Consider the following 20981-nt stretch of genomic DNA (forward strand, 5'->3'; position numbering starts at 1 on the left):
CAGCCTTTACCCATCGGGCGCCGGACAACATTCCTGACGGCTTCAGGATAAAGCGTTGATAAAAAATCAGCAGAGGCACCCTGCTGTTGCATTTTTGAAAAAAGCCCTGCCCGCAACGTCCTTATGATCTGCACGATGGTTCATATACCCGGCGTGTGACAACCGCACGCTCAGAACCCGATGACGGCATCCCCGCCAAAGGTGAACATGCCATTGTTCCGCCCGCCATTGAATGGCATGGTCCCGTTCAGTGCACGGTCAAAGCGGATTTCGGGGCGCAGCATGAACACCCCGATATGGTGGCCAAGTTGCGGGCGATAGCTGACACCCAGCGTCATTTCGCCATACGTCGTGCCATGGCTGGAGGCCGATGGCCCCGGTACGACCGTCCCCCCTGTGCCAGCCAGCGCTTCCATGTAGGAAGTGTTCCCCTGGAAGGTCGCAACCATGGCGTTGTTATTGTCGCGATATATTTCCCCACGGTAATTGAAGGTCAGGTCACGGTTGATACGGTAGCTGAGGAAACTGACGAAGCTTTCCGCATCCACGCCGGCAAACTGCCCCCGCGCGCCAATGCCGCGCGTGCCCTCGTCATGCAGGTAATTGAATTCCGCCGTCAGGTTCAGCCGGTCATTCACCTGATAATAGGCGCTGATATCGTTCCAGAACCGCTGGGAATGATCGGCTTCATAATGGCCGATGGCGCGCCATGAATTTTCCGGCCCGACGCGGCTCAGTTCCACGATACGCAGCCTGCCATGGGCCAGTCTGTTCAGGTTGAACCCGAAATACCCGGCTGGCGCACTGTTGTTGTCCGCATGCCCGAATGATGTCTGGTTCCCGGTATCAATGCCGAATGTCACATCCACCATGGGCGTGACATGCCAGTTGAACATGGCGCCCACATGCTGGAACGGCACGGAATATTCAGATGTATAGGCCAGCGTGTAAAAAGGCCGGGAGGTCGGATCAAGCCCTTCCACCCCCATCGGGGCCTGCAGGATGCCCGCCTGCATGTCCAGCCCGCCACGTGTCAGCCATGGCAGGTGAACATCCATGTGCGCCTGCGCGGGGATCAGCTGGTACCGGGCATTCCATTCCCGATCACTGATGCCCAGCACCTGATAGTACCGCGCATCCGATCCGTACATGCCCTCCAGCGTAAAGCCGACCTGATATCTGTTTACGGTGGGATCGATTGCCTTGTTCAGGGTGAACTCAGCCTGGTTCAGCTGGACCTGATTGGCATGGTCGGCAAGGAAGTCACCATAGTTGTAACCGGGCTGTGGACGGGCGGGATTGGCCATGATCCCCCCTTCGATCTGCGCGCTCAGGGTAATGTCACCCAGCCACCGGGCAAGGCCCGTGCTGCTGTCATGCCGTAGGCCGGAAAAGACATGAACCTGCGCGCGTGCAATGGCAGGCAGACCGCACAGCATGCTGGTGATGACCAGAAAACACCCCAGTTTACGGTTTGATTTCATGGTGGCCTTCCCCCTCTCCCGGTCTACCCGGGCAGGCACGGACAGTCTGCGCGCTCCGGCGTTCATGAATTTTCTTTTATTTCGTTTCCCTCGCCAATGGAACATAAATCATTGAAATGATTCGATATTATAATAATTATGATGCCGATATGTCAGGCTGGGCCGCCTATTTTCCCAGCCATCCACGCCGCCAGAACCAGATCAGCGGCAGCACCACCGTCGCCGCCATAAGGGCAAGGGAATACCAGTACCCATATTTCCAGTTCAGTTCCGGTATATCATGGAAGTTCATGCCGTAGATGCCCGCTACCAGCGTGGGAGCCACGCCAATAAAGCTGACCACGGTCAGGATCTTCATGCCATTATTCTGTTCGATGCTGATGAAGCCCAGCGTCGCATCCAGCAGGAACTGCACCTTGTTGGCGGTCTGGGATACGAAATCGTTCAGCGAGCGGATATCACGCCCCACCGTCGCCAGCCGCGCCTGCAGGTGTTCAGACAGGTCATGGCGCTTGTTTTCGCCCAGGAAAATGGAAATCCGTTCCAGTCCCAGCAGGCTGTCGCGCACGGATGAACTGAGATCGCCCGACCGGCCCACCCGGCGCAGCATGTTGCGCAGCAGGGCACCCGCCTGCGCCTGGCTTGGCTCCTCGGACTGGAACACATCCTTCGACATGCCATCCAGCGCCTGCCCCAGATGTTCCAGAATATCGGCCAGCCGGTCCACGATGGCTTCCAGCAGCATGATCCCCGCCTCATTGGAAACCAGGGGCGTCGCCTCGCCCGCCACCGCGCGCGCCACCACGTCAAACGCGCTGAACCCGGTATAGCGAATGGTCAGCAGCCTGCCGGGCATGAGCACGAACCCCACGGGGGATACGAAAAAATCATCCGGCGTCTTACGCACCAGCGGCGTGGACAGATAGACGCCATTGCCTTCGGTAAAGAGCCGTGACGAACTTTCAATCTCATCCAGCTGGGCACGGGTGGGAACACGCAGGCCCGTCACCTCGGCGGCCAGGGCTTCCTCCTCCTCGGTGGGATTGAGCAGGTCCAGCCACGCCGCACCGGCCGCATCCTCCGCAGTCGTAACGGTCCGGGCCGGGGCGCCGGGACGATGGGCGAGAAACATGGGCAGTCTTTCTTTGGTTCGGGTCGTTGTTCATCCATCATGTGACGGCAAACATGTCAAATCATGACATGCCCCACGATACGGCAGGGGCTGGTATTTTGCCGCCATCCGGTCCAGAACCGGCTGACAAGCGGCCAGGGACGGCTGCATGACGATACCATTGAGCCACGCACCTATTCTTGTGGAGTAGCGAAGTTGAGCGCAACAGACACACAGGCAGGCGCCAACAGCCTGCGCAGCGGGCCGGACGGTCGCGGCCGTTTCGGCATTTTCGGCGGCCGTTTTGTCGCTGAAACCCTGATGCCGCTCCTGCTGGAGCTGGATGGCGCCTACAGGGCCGCACAGGCGGACCCCGAATTCCGGCGTGAACTGGATTATTACCTCAAGGATTATGTCGGCCGTCCCAGCCCGCTGTGGTTCGCGCGCCGCATGACCAGGGAGCTGGGCGGCGCCAAAATCTACATGAAGCGCGAGGAACTGAACCACACCGGTTCCCACAAGCTCAACAACGTCATGGGGCAGATCCTGCTGGCCCGCCGCATGGGCCGTACCCGCATCGTGGCTGAAACGGGCGCGGGCCAGCACGGTGTCGCCACCGCGACCGTGTGCGCGCTGTTTGGCATGAAATGCGCGATCTACATGGGCGCCACCGATGTCGAGCGCCAGAAGCCCAACGTGTTCCGCATGCGGCTGCTGGGGGCCGAGGTCGTGCCCGTCACGGCAGGCGCGGGCACGCTGAAGGACGCCATGAACGAAGCCATGCGCGACTGGGTGACCAACGTGCACGACACCTACTTCCTTGTTGGCACGGTGGCGGGGCCGCATCCCTATCCGCAGATGGTACGTGATTTCCAGTCCGTCATCGGCGTGGAGACAAAGGAACAGATCATGGCCGCCGAAGGCCGTCTGCCCGATACGATCGTGGCAGCGATCGGTGGTGGGTCGAACGCCATGGGCATCTTCCATCCCTTCCTTGATGATCCCGAGGTCAGGCTGATCGGTGTCGAGGCCGCGGGCTGCGGTCTGGACAGCGGGCGCACCGCCGCCTCCATCGAACGCGGCAGGCCCGGCGTGCTGCACGGCAACCGTACCTACCTGCTGCAGGACGCGGACGGGCAGATCACCGAAGCCCATTCCATTAGCGCGGGCCTCGACTACCCCGGTGTCGGTCCCGAACATTCATGGCTCAGTGACATCGGGCGCGCCGAATATGTGGGCGCGACCGACCAGGAGGCACTGGACGCCTTCCAGCTGTGCACCCGCACGGAAGGCATCATCCCCGCACTGGAAAGCGCCCATGCCATTGCCTACGCCGCAAAGATCGCGCCCGATATGGCAGAGGACAGGATCATCGTGGTCAATATTTCAGGCCGGGGGGACAAGGACATCTTCACCGTCGCCGAACACCTGGGAGTGAAACTGTGAGCCGCATCGCCCGCCGCTTCGCCACCCTGCGCCAGCAGGGACGTGGCGCCCTGATCCCCTATGTCGAAGCCTGCGACCCCGATTTTGATACGTCGCTTGCCATCCTGCGCGGCATGCCTGCCGCCGGTGCAGACCTGATCGAGGTCGGCGTCCCCTTCTCCGACCCGTCAGCCGATGGCCCGACCATCCAGAAGGCGGCCCTGCGCGGGCTGAAGGGCGGTTCGACCATGAAGCGCGTGCTGGAAATGGTCGCGGCCTTCCGCGAAGGCGATGACGAAACCCCGATCATCCTGATGGGCTACACCAACCCCATCGAAGCCTATGGCCCCGAACGCTTCTGCACGGATGCGCGCAAGGCGGGCGTGGACGGGCTGATCGTGGTCGACATGCCGCCAGAAGAAGCCGACCTGCTGGCAGGTCCCGCCGCTGCCGCCGGGCTGGACATCATCCGCCTTGTCGCCCCCACCACGCCCGATGACCGCCTGCCGGTCGTCTTCAGTGGCGCGTCGGGCTTTGTCTATTATGTCAGCATCACCGGGGTGACGGGTACGCGCACCGCCAGCACCGATGAACTGGCCCACGCCCTGCCGCGCCTGCGCCGGGCTACCGACCTGCCCATCGCCATCGGCTTTGGCATCCGCACGCCCGAACTGGCGGCGAACGCCGTAAGCGTTGCCGATGCCGCGGTCGTGGCCTCCGCCCTGCTCAACACGCTTGAGGCCACGCTCGATGCCGATGGCCAGGCCACGGCCCGGACCGTGCCCGCCGTGCTGGAACAGCTGCGCGCGCTGGCCGATGCCGTGCATGCCGTGCGGAAATAAAAGACAATCTGGCCCAATCGTTCATCTGCCTGTATGGAACAGGCCCCATAAAGCTTAAGGGAGAGGCAATATGAGCTGGCTGACCGAATATGTCCGTCCCAAGATCCGCGGCCTGCTCAAGCGGGAAGTGCCGGACAATCTGTGGACCAACTGCGAATCGTGCGAGCAGATGATCCTGACCAAGGACCTGCGCAAGGCGATGAACGTATGCCCGCATTGCGGCCACCACATGCGTGCAACCGTGCCCGAACGGCTGGAATGGACGTTTGATAACGGGGAATACACCCGCATCGAACTGCCCAAGGTGCCGGTTGACCCCCTCTCCTTCCGTGACCGCAAGCGCTATACGGACCGGCTGAAGGATGAACGCGCCAAATCCCAGCTTGATGAATCCATGGCCGTAGCGCATGGGCAGATCGGCGGGCATAACGCGGTTGTCGCCATCATGGCGTTCGAATTCATCGCGGGCACGATGGGTGCGGGATTGGGCGAGGCCTTTCTGGCCGCAGCCCGCCTTGCCATCCTGCAGCAGTCCCCGCTGATCGTCTTTACCGCGTCCGGCGGCGCACGCATGCAGGAAGGCATGATCAGCCTCATGCAGATGCCGCGCACCACGGTGGCGGTCCAGATGCTGCGGGAAGCGGGGCTGCCCTATTTCGTCGTCCTGACCAACCCGACCACGGGCGGCGTGTCCGCGTCCTTCGCCATGCTGGGGGATGTGCAGATTGCCGAACCCAATGCCCTGATCGGCTTTGCCGGACAGCGCGTGATCGAGGATACCGTGCGCGAAAAGCTGCCCGAGGGCTTCCAGCGCGCGGAATACCTGCTGGAACACGGCATGCTGGATATGGTGGTCAAACGCGGCGACCTGCCCGGCATGCTTGGGCGGCTGATCGGCCAGCTCAATTACCGCCACATTGCGCCGCGGCCTGCGGCCTGATTTCCGGAAAAGAACGCCACGCATGAATGCCCCCACGCTTGGGCCGGAATTCGTTGGCCGGACAGGGCAGATACTCGAACGGCTGAACCGGCTGTATCCGACCCTGATCGACCTGTCACTGACCCGGCTGGAGACCCTGCTGGCACGCCTTGGCCACCCGGAACGCCACCTGCCGCCCGTCGTGCATGTCGCGGGCACCAATGGCAAGGGCAGCACATGCGCGTTCATGCGCGCCGTGGCCGAAGCTGGCGGATGGCGGGTGCATGTCCTGACATCGCCGCATCTGGTGCATGTGACGGAACGATTCCGCATTGCGGGCCAGATCGTGACGGAAAGCGAACTGGCCAGCGTTCTGGAAGAGATCGAGCAGGTCAATGCCGGCGCACCCATTACGGTGTTCGAGGTACTGACGGCTGCGGGTTTCATGCTGTTTTCACGCCATCCCGCCGACCTTGCGATTGTCGAGGTCGGGCTGGGCGGGCGGTGTGACGCCACCAATGTGCTGCGCCATCCGGTCGCCTGCGCGATCACGGCCATTTCCATGGATCACGAGGCGTTCCTTGGCAACACGCTGGGCGCGATCGCGGGCGAGAAGGCCGGCATCATCAAACCCGGCGTTCCCGTCACCACAGGCCGCCAGCCTGCGGAAGTCATGGCCCCACTGACCCGCACGGCGCATGATCTGGGCAGCCCGCTGTGGCGGCGCGATCATGAATGGTCCATCACACCCGCCCCGGACGGCGCCAGCCTGCGGTATCATGACCGTCATGGCACGCTGGACCTCCCGCTGCCCGGCCTGCGTGGGGCGCACCAGATCGACAATGCGGGACTTGCCATCGCCACGCTGCGGGCCAGTGGGCTGCCCCTGCCGCCGCAGGCATGGGCGGGTATCGCCCACGCCCGCTGGCCCGCGCGGATGCAGCGCCTGTCCGGCCATCTGGCGGCACTGCTGCCGCCGGGTTGGGAGCTATGGCTGGATGGTGGCCACAACCCCGGCGCGGGCGAAGTGCTGGCGCAGGTCATGGATGAATGGACGGACCGTCCCACCCATCTGGTCATCGGCATGAAGCAGACGAAAGACGCCACCGGCTTCCTGGCGCCACTGCTATCCCACGCCGCCTCCATTCAGGCCGTGGCGGAGAAGAACCAGCATCTGGCCCAGCCGGTAGCCGACATTATCGCCGCCGCCGGTGGCCGGGCAACGGCAGGCCCCACCCTGCATGATGCGCTGACGCACCTGACGGCAGCGGCAGGGCCGGATGCCGCCCCTGCCCGCGTCATCATATGCGGAAGCCTGTATCTGGCAGGTGTCGCCCTGCAGCTTGATGGCTGGCAGCCCGACTGACAGGTAAGATCCCAATCGTTTCCCGGTGCCACCTTTTTTCAGCAAAGGCGGCGTTCCCTGAAGCCTTTTGAAAAAGCTTCACCAGAACCTGTTACACCCGCCCCCCTGACCACAGGGCGGGTGCACGGTGACCTTGTCCTATCTGCCACCAGGCAGCGGTTCGCCCTGCCCGATCTCACGCAGGGGCAGGCCGGCCATGAGCCTCTGCTCGATCTTTTCCAGTGACATGTCGCGCGTCTCCGGAATGAATCGCCACGTCACCACCACGAAAATCAGGTTGAACCCGGCAAACAGCCAGAAGGTCGGCCCGTTGCCCATCCATTGCAGCAGTGACAGGAAGCTTGCCCCCACGATCATGTTGGCGATCCAGTTGGTCAGCGTGGAAATGGAAATGCCAAGGTCACGCCCCTGCAGCGGCTGCACCTCCGAACACAGGACCCAGATCAGGGGGCCGGCGGACATGGCAAAACCGGAAATATAGATCAGCAGCATGAAGACCGAGATGATCTGTTCCGTCTGCCCCAGGTTGGGCCGGTTCAGCATGAAACCAAGGCAGCCCATGCCCACGGCCATGATGATGAAGCCGGTATACAGGATGGGCTTGCGCCCCCACCGGTCCACCAGACCAATGGCGATAAAGGTGGCCAGCATGTTCACCAGCCCCACCATGGCGGTGCACCACAGCTGCGCCGGGCCGATATAACCGGCCAGCGCGAATATCTTGGGCGCGTAGTACATCACCACATTCACGCCAGCGAGCTGCTGCATGACCTGCAATGTCATGCCCAGAAAGATGGAGCGGCGGAAATTGCTGTTGTGGCGCAGCAGGCTCCAGCCGCGCTGCTTCTGCTGCAGCTGGCGGCTGATGTTCTGGATTTCCTGCATGGCGGCACTCCGGTCATCACGCAGGTCCACCAGTACCTCCAGCGCCTCCTTGCGCCGGCCACGCATCATGAGCCAGCGCGGGCTGTAGGGCAGGAACAGCACCCCGATCAGGAACAGCACCCCCGGCACGGCGGCGATGGCGAACATGCCGCGCCAGTTACCGGAATAGCTGAACATCGTATTGCTGAGGAACGCAATGAAGATCCCGGCCGTAATCATGAGCTGATAGGTCGAGATCATGGCGCCACGCGCCTGTTCGCTGGCGATTTCGGACAGGTACAGGGGCGCGGTGAATGCCGCCACCCCGATCGCCAGCCCCATGATCAGCCGCCCCACGATCATGGACGGGATCGACCATGCCAGCGCACAGGCCAGCGACCCCGCCACGAACACCGCCGCCCCCACCAGCAGCGCATGCTTGCGCCCGATCTGGTGCGACATCCAGCCACCACACAGGGACCCCACTGCGGCCCCCCCCATCATGGCGCTGACAATCCATTCCTGCTGCACGGTGGAGGCATGGAACGTCTGGGCCAGCAGGTCCAGCGCACCGGATATGACCCCGATATCCAGCCCGGCCATAAGGCCGGCGAGTGCGGCAAGACAGCCAATGACGAGAGTACGCAGCCGTGCCGTATCGAATCCGTTAGCTGCGGGCTGATTTTCCATGAAAGCCGGTCCTTTGATCTTTTTCTTGTTGCCGGTGATCAGATTATTCCGACCGGGCAATCCCGGTCAGCAGAAAGAACGATACACCATATCTTCGCGTCCGGTCAGGATCATGTTCCAGCAGCTCATCGATTACAAATCGTTTTACCCTGAGAACGACCGGCATATCCGCTGTATGCCCTGCCGGATCGTCCGATTCCATGATTTCCATCATATTTGCAAGCCATGGCGGCACGCCCGGGCGCTCCGTCAGCACCAGTGGCGCGCGGGGGGAAAACACGATGGTGCCACGCGCCTGTATCGTTTCCAGGTCCGCCTGCGTGGTCACATGGTACAGGTAGGCATCAGTTCCCTCGCCCGCCCGCAGGTGACGCACGTCCACCCGCGTCAGGCCGATCGCCCCGATATCAAGATAGGTCAGGGCATGCGCGATACCCTGCAGGGGTGCGGCAAACAGGTCCGGCTGCCCGGTTGCGTGCGCGGCAGGTAGCGCGTCCCCGCGCTGCCGCGCCTTCGCAGGCTTCCTGCTGCGCATGAGGGACGCAAAGGGCAGTTCCGCCATCCGGCCTTTTCGGCGTTGCGCCATGTCCGTGCCCCATCAATGACCGACAGATGCCGTTATCGCCCGTTGTGGTAAATGCAGGCCGTCAGGCGCATGCGGCGCACACGCCCTCCGCCTCTATGGTGGTCTGGCGGACGGAAAACCCGCGGGCACGCGTCACATCCAGCAGCGCCTGAAGGATAAGGGGATCATCCAGTTCCGTCACGCGCCCGCATTTGCTGCAGATCAGGAACTGCGCCGCATGGACATGGCCATGGCTACGGCAGTCATGGCCGGATTCCAGCATGTGCCGGCACCCGACAAAGGCGGACAGGCGTTCGATCTTGTGGATCAGCCCCTGTTCCATAAGGAAGTCCAGTGCCCGGTAGACCGTGGGCGGCGCCACCGGCTTGCCACGGCTTGCGCGGATCTGTTCCAGCAGGTCATAAGCCCCCAGCGGGCGGTCCGACGCCAGCACCAGCCCCAGTACCAGCCGTCGGATATCTGTCAGCCTGACAGCACGTGCCACACACACGGCCGCCGCCTGGTCAAGCAGGTTTTCCACCCCGTCGGGCAAACCGGTTCCGGCCGTCTGTCTCGTGCGGGCCACTGCTGGTGCTCCTGTATCCGGTTACCGGCATGGCCCCGGTGCGCCCGCATGCCTCCGGGCCGGGTCAGTCCGGCAGGTGATCCGCCCACATGGCCATAAACGCCATGAAAAGGGCAAGGCCAGCATGTATCCAGATCAGTCCGCGCAGCGTCAAGACAGGAACCCTGTCCCGCATGCCTGCCCTGTCGGGCGTGTTCCCCACCATGCCGCCATCCCCCTGCCTGTCGGTCCATCCGGCCCGTCATGCCGCAAAAGGCTGGATTTTTCCTTAACCCTGTGCAGGCGGTCTATTCACCATCCTCATGGGGCAGCATATGGTAGGTGCGGTTGAAATAGACCAGCCCACCGCGCGGGCTGCTGTTGCGCAGGCTCTCCACCGCGCCGAACATGACACTGTGGGTACCCACTTCCACGATCCGCTCGATCCGGCAGTCCAGCGACAGCACCGCTTCAGCCAGCACCGGCGCGCCGGTGGTCAGGGTGTCCCAGTGCCCGCTGCGGAAGCGTTCGGCCTGTTCCAACGGACTGGCGAACACACCCGATATGTCCTGCTGGTCGGCGGCAAGGACGTTGATGCACATGGCGGCGTCCACACGGAACCGGTCGCGCACCCGTGAATTGCGGTTCAAACACACCAGAACGGTTGGCGGCGTATCGGTGACCGAACACACGGCGGATGCCGTAAAACCCGCCGGGTCATCAAGTGTTCCGGTCGTAACCACATTTACCGCCGCGCCAAGTCGCGCCATGGCGTTGCGAAAGGTGAGGGCGTCAATCCCCATGGTGCTCCTGCCTTGGTAGCTGTTGCATGCCTGTGGTCCGCACGCAGCCGTGACGCCGGACGATAGCGGGGGTAGCGCATTCTGTAGCGGTTGAACACAGCAAACAGCACCAGGGAAACACCATGGACAACGGATTGATCGATATACGCCATACCGGCCGGCTGGGCCGCATTACGCTCAACAGGCCTGCGGCACTCAACGCCCTGAACATGGACATGCTGGACCGCATTGACGCCTGCCTGCGCGCGTGGCGTGACGATGGGGCGGTCGAAACCGTGCTGATCGACAGCGCCAGCCCGCGCGCCTTCTGCGCGGGGGGCGATATCCGCGCCATACGCGACCGGCTGGCAACACATGGTCTTGAGGCCGGGGCCATGCCCTTCCGGCGCAGCTACCGCCTTGCCGCCACGCTTGCCGGGTATCCAAAGCCGGTCGTGTCCTTCATGGATGGCATCGCCATGGGTGGCGGGATCGGGCTGGGTGGCCATGTCCGGTACCGGATCGTGACCGAACGCGCCGTCCTCGCCATGCCGGAAACCGCCATTGCGCTTACGCCGGACGCGGGCGGGTCCTACCTGCTGTCCCGCGCGCCCGGCCTGAGCGGACTGCGCCTTGCGCTGACGGGGGGACGGATGAACGCGACAATGGCGCTGGATGCGGGATTTGCCGACCGGATGGCCCATTCCACCTCGCTGGACGCCATAAGGCAGGCGCTGACCCACACACCTGCGGGCCGGGTCATGGACAGCCTCCCGCCATGTCCCCCGATGCCAGGGGGACCGGATACGGCAACCATCGCGACCGTCTATAATGCGCCCGACATGCCCGACCTGCTACGCAGGCTGCAGGCGCATGAGGCCGACTGGGCGCGTGACGACCTGGCGGCAATGGCGCGTGCCTGCCCGTTTTCGCTGTGCCTGACACTGGCGGCCTACCGTGCCGCCCGCACCCTGCCGGATCTGGACCATGTGCTGGAACAGGAATTCCAGCTGGTCTGCCATCTGCTGCTGCGTCCCGACTTTGCCGAAGGCGTGCGCGCCCGCCTGATTGATAAGGATAATGCCCCAAACTGGAGACCCGAATGCGTTGATGCCGTTTCCCCGCATGAAATTGCAGCCTGTCTGCATGACCATGCCTGTTCACCCCTGGGCCTGAGCACCGCCGGCCCGGACAGACGATAATTTATTATCACACATAAAGTATATGAAAATGCCATTTTCTGACCATTACATTCCCCTGACCCATCACAGCAGGCTGGGGGATGAATTCTATGACGTGGTGCAGGCCGCCGCCTTCCCCGCGCACATCCTGCGCTACCGGAATGATGACGTCTCACCCCGCATCGGGCTGGATACGCTCAGTGACGCGGAATGGGTGCGCCATTTCGGATATTTCGATCCCCTGCCCGGTTCGCTGCCGCAGCCACTGGCCCTGCGCTATCACGGCCATCAGTTCCGGGCGTACAACCCCGACCTGGGGGACGGGCGCGGCTTCCTGTTTGCGCAGCTGGAGGACAGCGTGGACCGGCGCGTGCTGGATATCGGCACCAAGGGCAGTGGTACCACGCCATGGTCACGTGGTGGCGATGGCCGCCTGACACTGAAGGGGGGCGTGCGCGAAATCCTGGCCAGCGAACGGCTGGATGCCGCGGGCGTACGGACCTCGCGCACGTTGAGCGTGGTGGAAACGGGGGAAAACCTGCACCGTGGCGACGAACCGTCCCCCACACGTTCATGCGTTCTGGCGCGGCTGAGCCATTCCCATATCCGCATCGGCACGTTCCAGCGCCTTGTCGCCCATCAGGACCGCGCCAGCCTGACCCGGCTGGTGGAATATGTGATCGAAACCTACTACCCCCACCTCGCCGGTGCTGCGGATCCTGCCGCCGCTTTGTATGACGCCGCCACGACCCGCATTGCCGAAATGACCGCGCAGTGGATGACGGCCGGCTTCGTACACGGGGTGCTGAACACCGATAACATCAACATTACCGGCGAAAGTTTCGATTACGGGCCATGGCGGTTCGCGCCCACGTTCAACCCGACCTTCACCGCCGCCTATTTCGATCATTCCGGCCTGTATGCCTACGGCCGCCAGCCAGAGGCGATGATGTGGAATGTGGCACGGCTGGGAGAATGCCTGCTTTCCCTTTCCACGCTTGAGAACATCCAAAGTATTTTTGATGACTTCTGGGAACGATATGAACGTTTTCTTGATATTTCAGTGCTTAATCGGCTTGGGCTGAAAGAGATTTCAAGAAAATCATCCACCAGTCTGCGTGAATGTCTTTTTTCTTTCATGGATGAAAGCCAGATTGGGTTTGAATTTCCATTTTTTGACTGGTATGGTGGCGAACAGAGCCAGAAACGTGCCGTAACAGGACCGCGTGGAGACTTTTATGCGCAGGACAGTTTCCGATCCCTGCACGACCGGATCATGCGCCATGAACCGGTGCCGGGCGTCGATCTGTCACAGCCATATTTCCACAATGGGATCGCGTGCGTGATGTCTGTCGAAACGGTGGAAGCCATCTGGCAGCCCATCGCGACGGCCGATGACTGGTCCCGCCTGCGTGACGCACTACGTCAGGTCGCCAGCATGAAAGCCGCCGTGCAGACCCATGCCCCCCGGGACGGTTGACCCCGCCCCGGGAACCCGGCCGTTACGGATGAATTATAAGAAGAAGGAAGGAAAAGGCACCCGCATGAATAACCAGACCCCACCAGCACACCCCACGCCAGAGGCAACGGAACCGTTGCCCGACATGTCCCAGATCGAGATTTCCCCCAACGCACGCAAGACCTTATGGCTCGCAGCCATCGTGGCCGCAATCTGTGGCGGCCTCTATGGTTACGATACCGGGATCGTCTCGGGGGCGCTGCTGCTGATCACGCATGATTTCCACCTCAGCAGCTTCTATCAGGAGATGGTGGCCTCCGCCATTCTGGCTGGCGCCGTGATGGGATCGCTGCTGACCGGGTGGATGTCCGAACATTACGGGCGCCGCAAGTCCATCATGATCGTGACGGCCATTTTCGTGCTGGGCGCGCTGGCCTGCGCTTTCTCGCCCGATGTCTACACGCTGATCATTTCACGTGTGTTCCTCGGGCTGGCGGTTGGCGGATCCACGCAGGTGGTACCCATGTACATCTCGGAACTGGCGCCAGCGCACAAGCGCGGGCACATGGTCACGATGTTCAACATCGCCATTGGCATCGGCATCTTCGCCGCCAACATCATCGGCTTTGCCGCGCGTGATGCATGGGGCTGGCGGCCGATGGTGGCGATCGCCGCCATTCCCGCTGCCGTCGTGTTCATTTCCATGTTCTTCCTGCCCAAAAGCCCGCGCTGGGCGGCGGAACATGAAAGCCTTGATTCCGCGCTGGAGCAGCTGCAGCGCATCCGTACCTCCGAACGTGACATCCGCCGCGAAATGCGCCGCATCCACGCCAATGCGAACGAGGAAACCGACCCGCGCGACATCGGCTGGCGTGGCCTGCGCCAGCCATGGGTGCGCCCGGCCCTTGTGGCCGCGCTTGGCGTTGCCTTCTTCACGCAGGCAGGTGGCCTGGAAATGATGATCTACTACGCGCCGACCTTCCTGTCGGATGCGGGGTTTGGCAGCTCATCCGCGCTTATGGCCAGCATCGGCATCTCGATCATCTATCTGGTCATGACCGTGCTGGGGTCGAACATTGTCGACCGCATCGGTCGCCGCAGGCTTGTGCTGGTCATGGGACCGGGCAGCGTGCTCAGCCTGATCGGCCTTGGCATCATGTTCCTGCTGCACCCGCAGCCGGGCAGCATGGGCAGCTGGCTGATCATTGCCTTCATGCTGCTGTTCATGGTGTTCAATGCCGGTGGCATCCAGGTCGTGGGCTGGCTGCTGGGGGCGGAAATGTTCCCGCTGTCCATGCGTGGCAACGCCACCAGCCTGCATTCGGCCATGCTGTGGGGCAGTGACCTGCTGGTGACCAGTACGGCGCTGACGCTGGTCACTAAGATCACGCTGGGCGGCACGATGTGGTTCTACGCCGGGGTGAACCTGCTGTCGGTCCTGTTTGTGTATTTCATGGTGCCTGAAACGCGCGGCGCCTCGCTGGAAGACATCGAGGAAGCACTGCGCGAGGGTCGCTTCCGTCCGACACGCGGCAACACCGCCATTGTCGAGGAAGAAGAATAATACTCCACACCGCCGGGTTCGGTCGGTAGCATTAAAAAACGGGCGTCCCGGTCAGGTCAGGGGCGCCCGTTTTGCGTCAGGTGAAGTCATGAAAGTTTCTGGGTGCCGCCTTTTTCCATAAAGGCGGCGTTATCTGAAGCTTTTTGAAAAAGATTCACCAAAAACTTTTTGTCCGGATCAGGCAGCTTCTTATGCGTGGGAGGGCTGGGGGTCAGCAATCAGGGCCACGCGCAGGGCAGGGGAGACGGGCAGCCTGAGCACCTGCTGGTAAAATGCCAGTTCCAGTTCCCATGCCTGCCGGATGGTGGCTTCCTGCCGGAAACCGTGGCCTTCGCCCTCAAACTCGTACAATGCACACGGCACCCCACGTCCGCGCAGGGCGGCGACCATGGACCGTGCCTGCGCGGGGGGCACCACCCGGTCATCCAGCCCCTGCAGGAACAGGACCGGCACCCGGATGTCCGCCACCTGTGTTATGGGCGAACGGGCCAGATAGGTTGCCTCATCCGCAGGGTAGGGGCCAACCAGCGTATCCAGATAACGTGATTCAAACTTGTGGGTATCCTGCGCCAGAGCCCGCAGGTCGGTCACGCCATACAGACTGGTGCCCGCCGCGAACAGGCTGGAGCGCGCCAGTGCCAGCAGCACGGTCAGACCGCCCGCGCTGCTGCCACGTATGACGATACGGGCCGGGTCAACCTGCCCGGTCGTGGCAAGGTACTGGCAGGCGGCAATGCAGTCATCCACGTCCACCACGCCCCACTGCCGTTCCAGCCGTTGCCGGTAGGCGCGGCCAAAACCGGTCGAACCACCATAATTGACGTCAACCACGGCGAACCCCCGGCTGGTCCACCACTGCACCTTGAATGAAAAAGCGGGATTGGCACGTCCGGTCGGGCCCCCATGGGCGACAACAACCAGCGGTGGCTTTTCGCCGTCCGGTCCGCGATACCGGGCATTGGCGGGCGCATAGAAAAAGGCATGTCCCGTGCCCTCACCACCGGGCAGGGGAAAATGGATCGGGGCAGGGCGGGCGATGTCGGCTGCCGCCAGCGGCAGCTCCGTTGCCCGCCGCAGCACCTGTGGCGCATGGCCCGGCTGGCCGCGCACGACCGCCGCCGCGTTATCAGGCGGCGCATCCAGCCACGCGAACCCGTCCCTTTCCACCGGGACGGGGCAGCCGGACGGGTGGCCAAGGTCCAGCGGCGTCACCACGCCGTCACGGATGGAAACCATCCGGGTATCGCCATCGTTGATGACCATGGCAAGGATGCTGCCATCCGCCAGCGGCACGTAACTGCGCAGGCCGAACACCCAGTGGGGCTGGCCGATTTCGGCTTCCATGGGGGCCAGCGCCACGGGGGGGGAGGACGTCGTATCGAACCGGTAAAGATTCCACCATCCGCTGCGATCAGACAGCGCCAGCAACCGCCCCGCCGCGTCCCAGCAGGGTTCAATGACCGATTCCATCTGCGCGTCATCACCCGCGGCACTCCACGGGGCGGCAAGGCGCGGCGGATCATCGCCTTCCTGCAGCAGGGTGGCGACACGCAGGCGCGTCGCATCCCACGGCATGGCGGGATGGTCCCATTCGATCCATGCCATATACCGCCCATCGGGCGAGGGGCGGGGGGAAGACAGGAAATCCGGCCCCATGACCAGCGGCGTCCCCCCATTGAACGCAGGATCCACCGTCGCCGTACAGTCCAGCACCACGATGGCGGCGGCAGGTTCCTCGTCTTCCGCGCGGTGGTCTTCCCGCACGCAGAACAGGAAGCGGCCGTCGGGGCTGAATGTCAGGTCGGCATACCACAGCCCAGCCCCGGTCGAGAGGCAGCGCGGCGTCCCGCCTTCCACCAGCCACAGGCTGCCGTCGCGGCGGTTGCTGAACGCAATGATACCCTGACACACCGCATACGCGCCGCCGCCATATTCATGTACCCGGGTGCCGACATCAAACGGGGCAGGGGTCACGTCTTCCACCTGTCCCGCACGGGCGCGGACCAGCACGCGCCGTCCCCCCTCGGCCGGGCGCCCCTCGATCCAGTAGATGTCACGCCCATCCACCCGCACATCCGACAGGGAAACCGTCTTTCCCGCCACAAGTGCCGCGCTGACGGGTGAGGGCCATGTGCCATAGGGGCGCACCCCGGTGCCTGTCGTGGCGCTGGTGCTGGACTGGGTCATGTTCTTGCTCCTGCCATTTGTGCGTGACAATGGTATCGGAATTGCACACACCGCGTTTTACGCTCTGTCGTCCATACCCTACATACTCTTTTTATTTGTGACAGGTAGTCCGCTGCTTCAGCATCTTGAACATCTTTTCCAGCATTACGGCTATGGCGTGATTGGCGTCATTGTCATGCTGGAAAGCATGGGAATCCCCCTGCCGGCGGAAACCCTGGTCATTTCGGCCGCGATCTACTGCGCCACCACCCACCGGCTGGATATTGCATGGGTGGCGACGGCCGCGATCGTGGGCGCGATTACAGGGGACAACCTTGGCTACCTGATCGGACGCTGGCTTGGCTACCCGCTGCTGGAACGCCATGGGCCCAAGGTGGGGCTGACGCTGAGGCGCCTCCAGACCGGCCGCTATCTGTTCGCGCGGTATGGGGGGATCATCGTCTGCGCGGGACGGTTCCTTGCCATCCTGCGTGTATTCGTGGCCCTGCTGGCGGGGGCCAACCATATGCCGTGGTCCAGATTTCTGGTGTACAATGCGCTGGGCGGCACGATATGGGCCGGTGGATATGCCTATGCCGCCTATTATCTGGGCCACAGGATCACACGCATTTCCGGCCCGGTGGGCATAACCGTCGCAATAGTGGGCGGAATTGTGATGGTATGCGCCATCATCTTCCTGCGCCGGCACGAAGCGCGCCTGACGGCGCAGGTGGAAGCCGCAGCCCTGAAGGAAATGCATCAACCCAAGGAACAGGCGGACACATGACCAGACACTGGACCATTCGGCAGGCCCCACGCATGGACGGACGCCTTGCCCTTGTCACCGGGGCCACTGGCGGCCTTGGCTACCAGACGGCCCTTGGCCTGGCGTCACGCGGGGCACGGGTCATCCTGACGGGGCGCAATCCCGACAAGGGACTGGCCGCACTGACGCGCCTGCAGCTTGACGCGCCCGGGGCGGATGCCACGTTCCGGCTGCTTGATGTCTCGAGCCTTGAATCAATCGCGACCTTTGCCCATGCACTGGCGGAAGAAACCGACAGGCTGGACGTTCTGGTCAACAACGCGGGCGTCATGGGCACGCCGCACCGCATGGAAACACGCGATGGTTTCGAAATGCAGTTTGGCACCAATTTCCTTGGTCCCTTTGCACTGACGGCCCGCCTGCGGCCCCTGTTATGCGCGGTCCCGCACGGTGGCCGGGTGGTGACGGTGGCAAGCCTTGCCGCCCTGACCGGGCAGATCGTGTTTGACGACCTGCAGGCCCGCCGCCGTTATGCCCCCTTCCGCGCCTACCGGCAAAGCAAGCTGGCCGACCTGATCCTGGCGCTCGAACTGGACCGTCAGGCGCGCACGCACGGCTGGCCCCTGCATTCCATTGCCGCCCATCCCGGCTGGGCCAGGACCGATATCGCCACCAGTAGGCTGGATACGGAACAGGGGTTGCAGGAACGGCTTACCCGCATCGGCGCGGTCTGGGCGTTCCGCCTTATGGGACAGTCCGCAGCCCACGGCGCGCTGCCCATCGAATTCGCCGCCATGGCACCGGAAGCCCGTGATGGTGGCTATTACGGACCGAGCGGCCAGGGTGAACGTCGGGGACATGTTACCGACGCCTTCGTTCCGCCCGCCGCCCGCGACCTGACCATTGCACGACGGCTGTGGCAGGTGGCGGAGCGGCTGACCGGCACATCGCTGTCATAAATGAGAAAGAATAAAAATTTCTGGCTGCTGCCTTGTTAAAAGGCGGCATTCCTGAAGCTTTTTGAAAAAAGCTTCACCATAAACTTTTCCAACCGTCTCTCAGCGCCGGATAAAGGTCCAGTACAATGGCTGACGGCCTGCTTTCAGCGCCTTGGCTTCGTAACGGGTGGGGGGCCAGCCTTCGGGACGGAGTGTTGCGGGCGGCGCCGTTTCAAACAGTTCCTGCGCACCCATGACTTCCTCAACCCATACCTGATAGGTCGGGTCATCGCTGGCTACGCGCCAGACCGCACCCGGACGCAGGATACGGGCAGCCTGCTTCACCGTTTCGGGGTGGACAAAACGCCGCTTCGCATGGCGTGACTTGGGCCACGGATCAGGAAACATGAGAAACAGGCGGTCAATGGACGCATCGGGCAGGCCGCGCAGCAGGATGCGGGCATCTTCATCCCATATCCGCAGCATATCAGGGACCGGGGCGGTTGCCTCCCCATCATCCGGCACGACGCGGGACAGCAGGGAACACAGCCCGTTTTCAAAGACTTCACACGCAATATAGCCGACATCCGGATGGGCGGCATGCTGGGCCAGGGAATGTTCGCCACCGCCAAAACCGACTTCCAGCCATATCTGCGCCGGCCTGTGGCCGAAACCGGCCGCCGGGTCCGCAATGGCGGATTCCGGGAACCGCATCCGGGGCAATGTCTGGTCCAGAAGCCGCTGCTGGCGGGGACGCAGCGGATGGCCGCGCTGACGCCCGTAAAGCCGGTCAGGAGATGCCTTTACATCCACAGAGGCCGTCATATATCCGAAAATCCTGCTCCTGCTGCCGCGTGGTGCACGCCGCACGGCATGATTACCCCATTGGGGCGGGGGAAAAACACAGCGGGGGCTGCCATGACCAGCTTTTGCAAGCAGTCATGGCAAGCCCCCGATGGGCTCCGGCCCGTATATAGGCCAAAGCAGGCGGAAGAATGAACCCGCCAGAATGCCGCCTTTCCGAAAAAAGGCGGCATCCAGAAAATTTTACCGTCTTTTAGCGGTTGAAGGCACCACGCAGGGCACCGACCAGATCGGTCTGTTCCCACGTGAAATCGTCCTTCGCCGCATCCGGCGTGCGGCCAAAGTGGCCGTAAGCGGAGGTCTGGGTGTAGATCGGACGGTTCAGGCGCAGATGCTTGCGGATACCGCGCGGAGACAGGTCCATGACCTCACGCAGCACGCGGCCCAGCTTTTCCTCATCGACATCCTTGCCCGTGCCATCCAGGTCAACATAGACCGACAGCGGATGAGACACGCCAATGGCGTAGGAAATCTGCAGCGTGCAGCGATCAGCAAGACCAGCCGCCACAACATTCTTCGCCAGGTAACGGCAGGCATAGGCCGCCGAACGGTCAACCTTCGTCGGATCCTTGCCCGAGAACGCGCCACCGCCATGCGGTGCCGCACCGCCATAGGTATCCACGATGATCTTGCGCCCCGTCAGGCCGCAGTCACCATCCGGCCCGCCGATGACGAACACGCCGGTGGGGTTGACGTAGAATTCATCTTCCGGCGGCATCCAGCCTTCCGGCAGGACGTCGCGCACGATGCTGCCCAGTTCCTCACGGATGGTGGCCTGGCTGGCCCCTTCAACGTGCTGGGTGGAAATCACGACGGAAGTGGCGCCAACGGGCTTGCCATCGACATAGCGCAGGGTGACCTGGCTCTTGGCGTCCGGCTGCAGGGCTGCGGCACGCGGGTCGCCAGCCTTACGCAGGTCACGCACGCGGTGCAGGATATCATGCGCATAGAACAGCGGCGCAGGCATCAGGCTTTCGGTTTCACGCGTGGCGAAACCGAACATGATGCCCTGGTCGCCAGCGCCCTCGTCCTTTTCACCGGCGCTGTCCACGCCCACGGCAATATCGGCGGACTGTGCGTGGAGGTAGTATTCCACCTCGGCATTGCGCCATGAGAAACCGGCCTGATCGTAGCCGATGTCCTTCACCGCGTCGCGCGCGCCCTGAATTAGCAGGTCGGGGGTGACGGAGGCCGGGCCACGGACTTCACCCGCAAGGATGATGCGGTTGGTGGTGACCATCGTTTCACACGCAACGCGCGATTCACCGTCTGCCGTCAGGAATGCATCGAGAACGGTATCACTGATCCGGTCGGCGACCTTGTCGGGATGCCCTTCGGATACCGATTCCGATGTAAACAGAAAATCGCCTTTATTACGCATGATGGTCCTGTCTGCCTCGTGTGGAGTAGAATAACGCCTGCGAAACCGG

General features: G+C 62.8%; 18 protein-coding genes. 9 read left to right on the forward strand and 9 right to left on the reverse strand.

Annotated elements, in window-relative coordinates; genetic code table 11:
• Window positions 1-170: 170 nt before the first annotated feature.
• Together HNO79_RS02970 and HNO79_RS02975 are read right to left on the reverse strand one after the other, a co-directional pair.
• Window positions 171-1484, reverse strand: coding sequence for an outer membrane beta-barrel protein (locus tag HNO79_RS02970; RefSeq protein ID WP_010513611.1), 1314 nt, complete (start codon window positions 1482-1484; stop codon window positions 171-173).
• Between the two features lie 166 nt (window positions 1485-1650).
• Window positions 1651-2616, reverse strand: coding sequence for a magnesium transporter CorA family protein (locus HNO79_RS02975; RefSeq protein WP_010513612.1), 966 nt, complete (start codon window positions 2614-2616; stop codon window positions 1651-1653).
• Window positions 2617-2811: 195 nt separating this feature from the next.
• On the opposite strand from HNO79_RS02975, the gene trpB reads away from it, so the two are divergent.
• The 4 genes from trpB (at window position 2812) to HNO79_RS02995 (ending at window position 7147) form a co-directional block, all read left to right on the forward strand.
• Window positions 2812-4041, forward strand: coding sequence for a tryptophan synthase subunit beta (gene trpB / locus HNO79_RS02980; RefSeq protein ID WP_010513613.1), 1230 nt, complete (start codon window positions 2812-2814; stop codon window positions 4039-4041).
• Window positions 4038-4862 carry a tryptophan synthase subunit alpha gene (gene trpA / locus HNO79_RS02985; protein WP_214164673.1) on the forward strand — a complete coding sequence of 275 codons (825 nt, stop codon included), beginning with the start codon at window positions 4038-4040 and terminating at the stop codon, window positions 4860-4862. The genes trpB and trpA overlap by 4 nt, the downstream gene beginning before the upstream one ends.
• Window positions 4863-4932: 70 nt before the next feature.
• On the forward strand, window positions 4933-5802 hold the full coding sequence (accD, locus tag HNO79_RS02990; RefSeq protein WP_214164674.1) for an acetyl-CoA carboxylase, carboxyltransferase subunit beta: 870 nt from the start codon (window positions 4933-4935) through the stop codon (window positions 5800-5802).
• 22 nt (window positions 5803-5824) lie between these two features.
• Window positions 5825-7147, forward strand: coding sequence for a bifunctional folylpolyglutamate synthase/dihydrofolate synthase (locus HNO79_RS02995; RefSeq protein WP_214164675.1), 1323 nt, complete (start codon window positions 5825-5827; stop codon window positions 7145-7147).
• Window positions 7148-7285: 138 nt separating this feature from the next.
• On the opposite strand, the gene HNO79_RS03000 is transcribed toward HNO79_RS02995, so the two are convergent.
• From HNO79_RS03000 to HNO79_RS03015, 4 genes are all read right to left on the reverse strand, one after another.
• Entirely contained in the window at window positions 7286-8701 is a 1416-nt protein-coding gene (locus HNO79_RS03000) for a sugar porter family MFS transporter (RefSeq protein ID WP_010513617.1), read from the reverse strand.
• Between the two features lie 43 nt (window positions 8702-8744).
• Window positions 8745-9287: a hypothetical protein gene (locus HNO79_RS03005; RefSeq protein ID WP_244987406.1), complete on the reverse strand. Its 543-nt coding sequence runs from the start codon at window positions 9285-9287 to the stop codon at window positions 8745-8747.
• 61 nt (window positions 9288-9348) lie between these two features.
• Entirely contained in the window at window positions 9349-9852 is a 504-nt protein-coding gene (locus HNO79_RS03010) for a Fur family transcriptional regulator (RefSeq protein WP_214164676.1), read from the reverse strand.
• 287 nt (window positions 9853-10139) lie between these two features.
• Window positions 10140-10634 carry a flavin reductase gene (locus HNO79_RS03015; protein ID WP_010513622.1) on the reverse strand — a complete coding sequence of 165 codons (495 nt, stop codon included), beginning with the start codon at window positions 10632-10634 and terminating at the stop codon, window positions 10140-10142.
• 122 nt (window positions 10635-10756) lie between these two features.
• Between HNO79_RS03015 and HNO79_RS03020 the strand changes: the two genes are divergently transcribed.
• The 3 genes from HNO79_RS03020 (at window position 10757) to HNO79_RS03030 (ending at window position 14817) form a co-directional block, all read left to right on the forward strand.
• Complete coding sequence (locus HNO79_RS03020; protein WP_214164677.1) at window positions 10757-11815, forward strand: enoyl-CoA hydratase/isomerase family protein; 1059 nt, start codon at window positions 10757-10759, stop codon at window positions 11813-11815.
• 28 nt (window positions 11816-11843) lie between these two features.
• A complete protein-coding gene (locus HNO79_RS03025) occupies window positions 11844-13274 on the forward strand; it encodes a protein adenylyltransferase SelO family protein (protein WP_214164678.1) in 1431 nt (476 codons plus the stop codon).
• 64 nt (window positions 13275-13338) lie between these two features.
• A complete protein-coding gene (locus HNO79_RS03030) occupies window positions 13339-14817 on the forward strand; it encodes a sugar porter family MFS transporter (RefSeq protein WP_048856121.1) in 1479 nt (492 codons plus the stop codon).
• Window positions 14818-15006: 189 nt separating this feature from the next.
• Here HNO79_RS03030 and HNO79_RS03035 read toward each other — a convergent pair whose 3' ends face one another.
• Window positions 15007-17004, reverse strand: a complete 1998-nt coding sequence (locus tag HNO79_RS03035) for a S9 family peptidase (protein ID WP_214164679.1) — start codon at window positions 17002-17004, stop codon at window positions 15007-15009.
• Between HNO79_RS03035 and HNO79_RS03040 the strand changes: the two genes are divergently transcribed.
• Complete coding sequence (locus HNO79_RS03040) at window positions 17003-17770, forward strand: DedA family protein (RefSeq protein ID WP_029329336.1); 768 nt, start codon at window positions 17003-17005, stop codon at window positions 17768-17770. The genes HNO79_RS03035 and HNO79_RS03040 overlap by 2 nt on opposite strands.
• Window positions 17767-18708 (forward strand): SDR family oxidoreductase, encoded by a 942-nt coding sequence (locus HNO79_RS03045; protein WP_010513629.1) that lies wholly within the window; start codon window positions 17767-17769, stop codon window positions 18706-18708. Before HNO79_RS03040 ends, HNO79_RS03045 begins: the two co-directional genes overlap by 4 nt.
• Before the next feature lie 99 nt (window positions 18709-18807).
• Here the strand turns inward: HNO79_RS03045 and trmB are convergent, their stop codons facing one another.
• The gene (gene trmB / locus HNO79_RS03050; RefSeq protein WP_214164680.1) at window positions 18808-19512 is read right to left on the reverse strand and encodes a tRNA (guanine(46)-N(7))-methyltransferase TrmB; all 705 of its coding nucleotides are present in this window, start codon (window positions 19510-19512) and stop codon (window positions 18808-18810) included.
• 232 nt (window positions 19513-19744) lie between these two features.
• Window positions 19745-20932, reverse strand: a complete 1188-nt coding sequence (gene metK, locus HNO79_RS03055; RefSeq protein WP_010513632.1) for a methionine adenosyltransferase — start codon at window positions 20930-20932, stop codon at window positions 19745-19747.
• Window positions 20933-20981: the final 49 nt, after the last annotated feature.

It is taken from the genome of Komagataeibacter oboediens (genome assembly GCF_018491655.1).
Classification (GTDB): Bacteria; Pseudomonadota; Alphaproteobacteria; order Acetobacterales; family Acetobacteraceae; genus Komagataeibacter; species Komagataeibacter oboediens.

Coding starts and splice junctions, on each gene's coding strand:
- HNO79_RS02970 (WP_010513611.1), bottom strand. CDS start 1,484: ATGAAATCAAACCGTAAACTGGGGTGTTTTCTGGTCATCACCAGCATG.
- HNO79_RS02975 (WP_010513612.1), bottom strand. CDS start 2,616: ATGTTTCTCGCCCATCGTCCCGGCGCCCCGGCCCGGACCGTTACGACT.
- accD (WP_214164674.1), top strand. CDS start 4,933: ATGAGCTGGCTGACCGAATATGTCCGTCCCAAGATCCGCGGCCTGCTC.
- HNO79_RS02995 (WP_214164675.1), top strand. CDS start 5,825: ATGAATGCCCCCACGCTTGGGCCGGAATTCGTTGGCCGGACAGGGCAG.
- HNO79_RS03000 (WP_010513617.1), bottom strand. CDS start 8,701: ATGGAAAATCAGCCCGCAGCTAACGGATTCGATACGGCACGGCTGCGT.
- HNO79_RS03005 (WP_244987406.1), bottom strand. CDS start 9,287: ATGGCGCAACGCCGAAAAGGCCGGATGGCGGAACTGCCCTTTGCGTCC.
- HNO79_RS03015 (WP_010513622.1), bottom strand. CDS start 10,634: ATGGGGATTGACGCCCTCACCTTTCGCAACGCCATGGCGCGACTTGGC.
- HNO79_RS03020 (WP_214164677.1), top strand. CDS start 10,757: ATGGACAACGGATTGATCGATATACGCCATACCGGCCGGCTGGGCCGC.
- HNO79_RS03025 (WP_214164678.1), top strand. CDS start 11,844: ATGCCATTTTCTGACCATTACATTCCCCTGACCCATCACAGCAGGCTG.
- HNO79_RS03030 (WP_048856121.1), top strand. CDS start 13,339: ATGAATAACCAGACCCCACCAGCACACCCCACGCCAGAGGCAACGGAA.
- HNO79_RS03040 (WP_029329336.1), top strand. CDS start 17,003: ATGTTCTTGCTCCTGCCATTTGTGCGTGACAATGGTATCGGAATTGCA.
- HNO79_RS03035 (WP_214164679.1), bottom strand. CDS start 17,004: ATGACCCAGTCCAGCACCAGCGCCACGACAGGCACCGGGGTGCGCCCC.
- HNO79_RS03045 (WP_010513629.1), top strand. CDS start 17,767: ATGACCAGACACTGGACCATTCGGCAGGCCCCACGCATGGACGGACGC.
- trmB (WP_214164680.1), bottom strand. CDS start 19,512: ATGACGGCCTCTGTGGATGTAAAGGCATCTCCTGACCGGCTTTACGGG.
- metK (WP_010513632.1), bottom strand. CDS start 20,932: ATGCGTAATAAAGGCGATTTTCTGTTTACATCGGAATCGGTATCCGAA.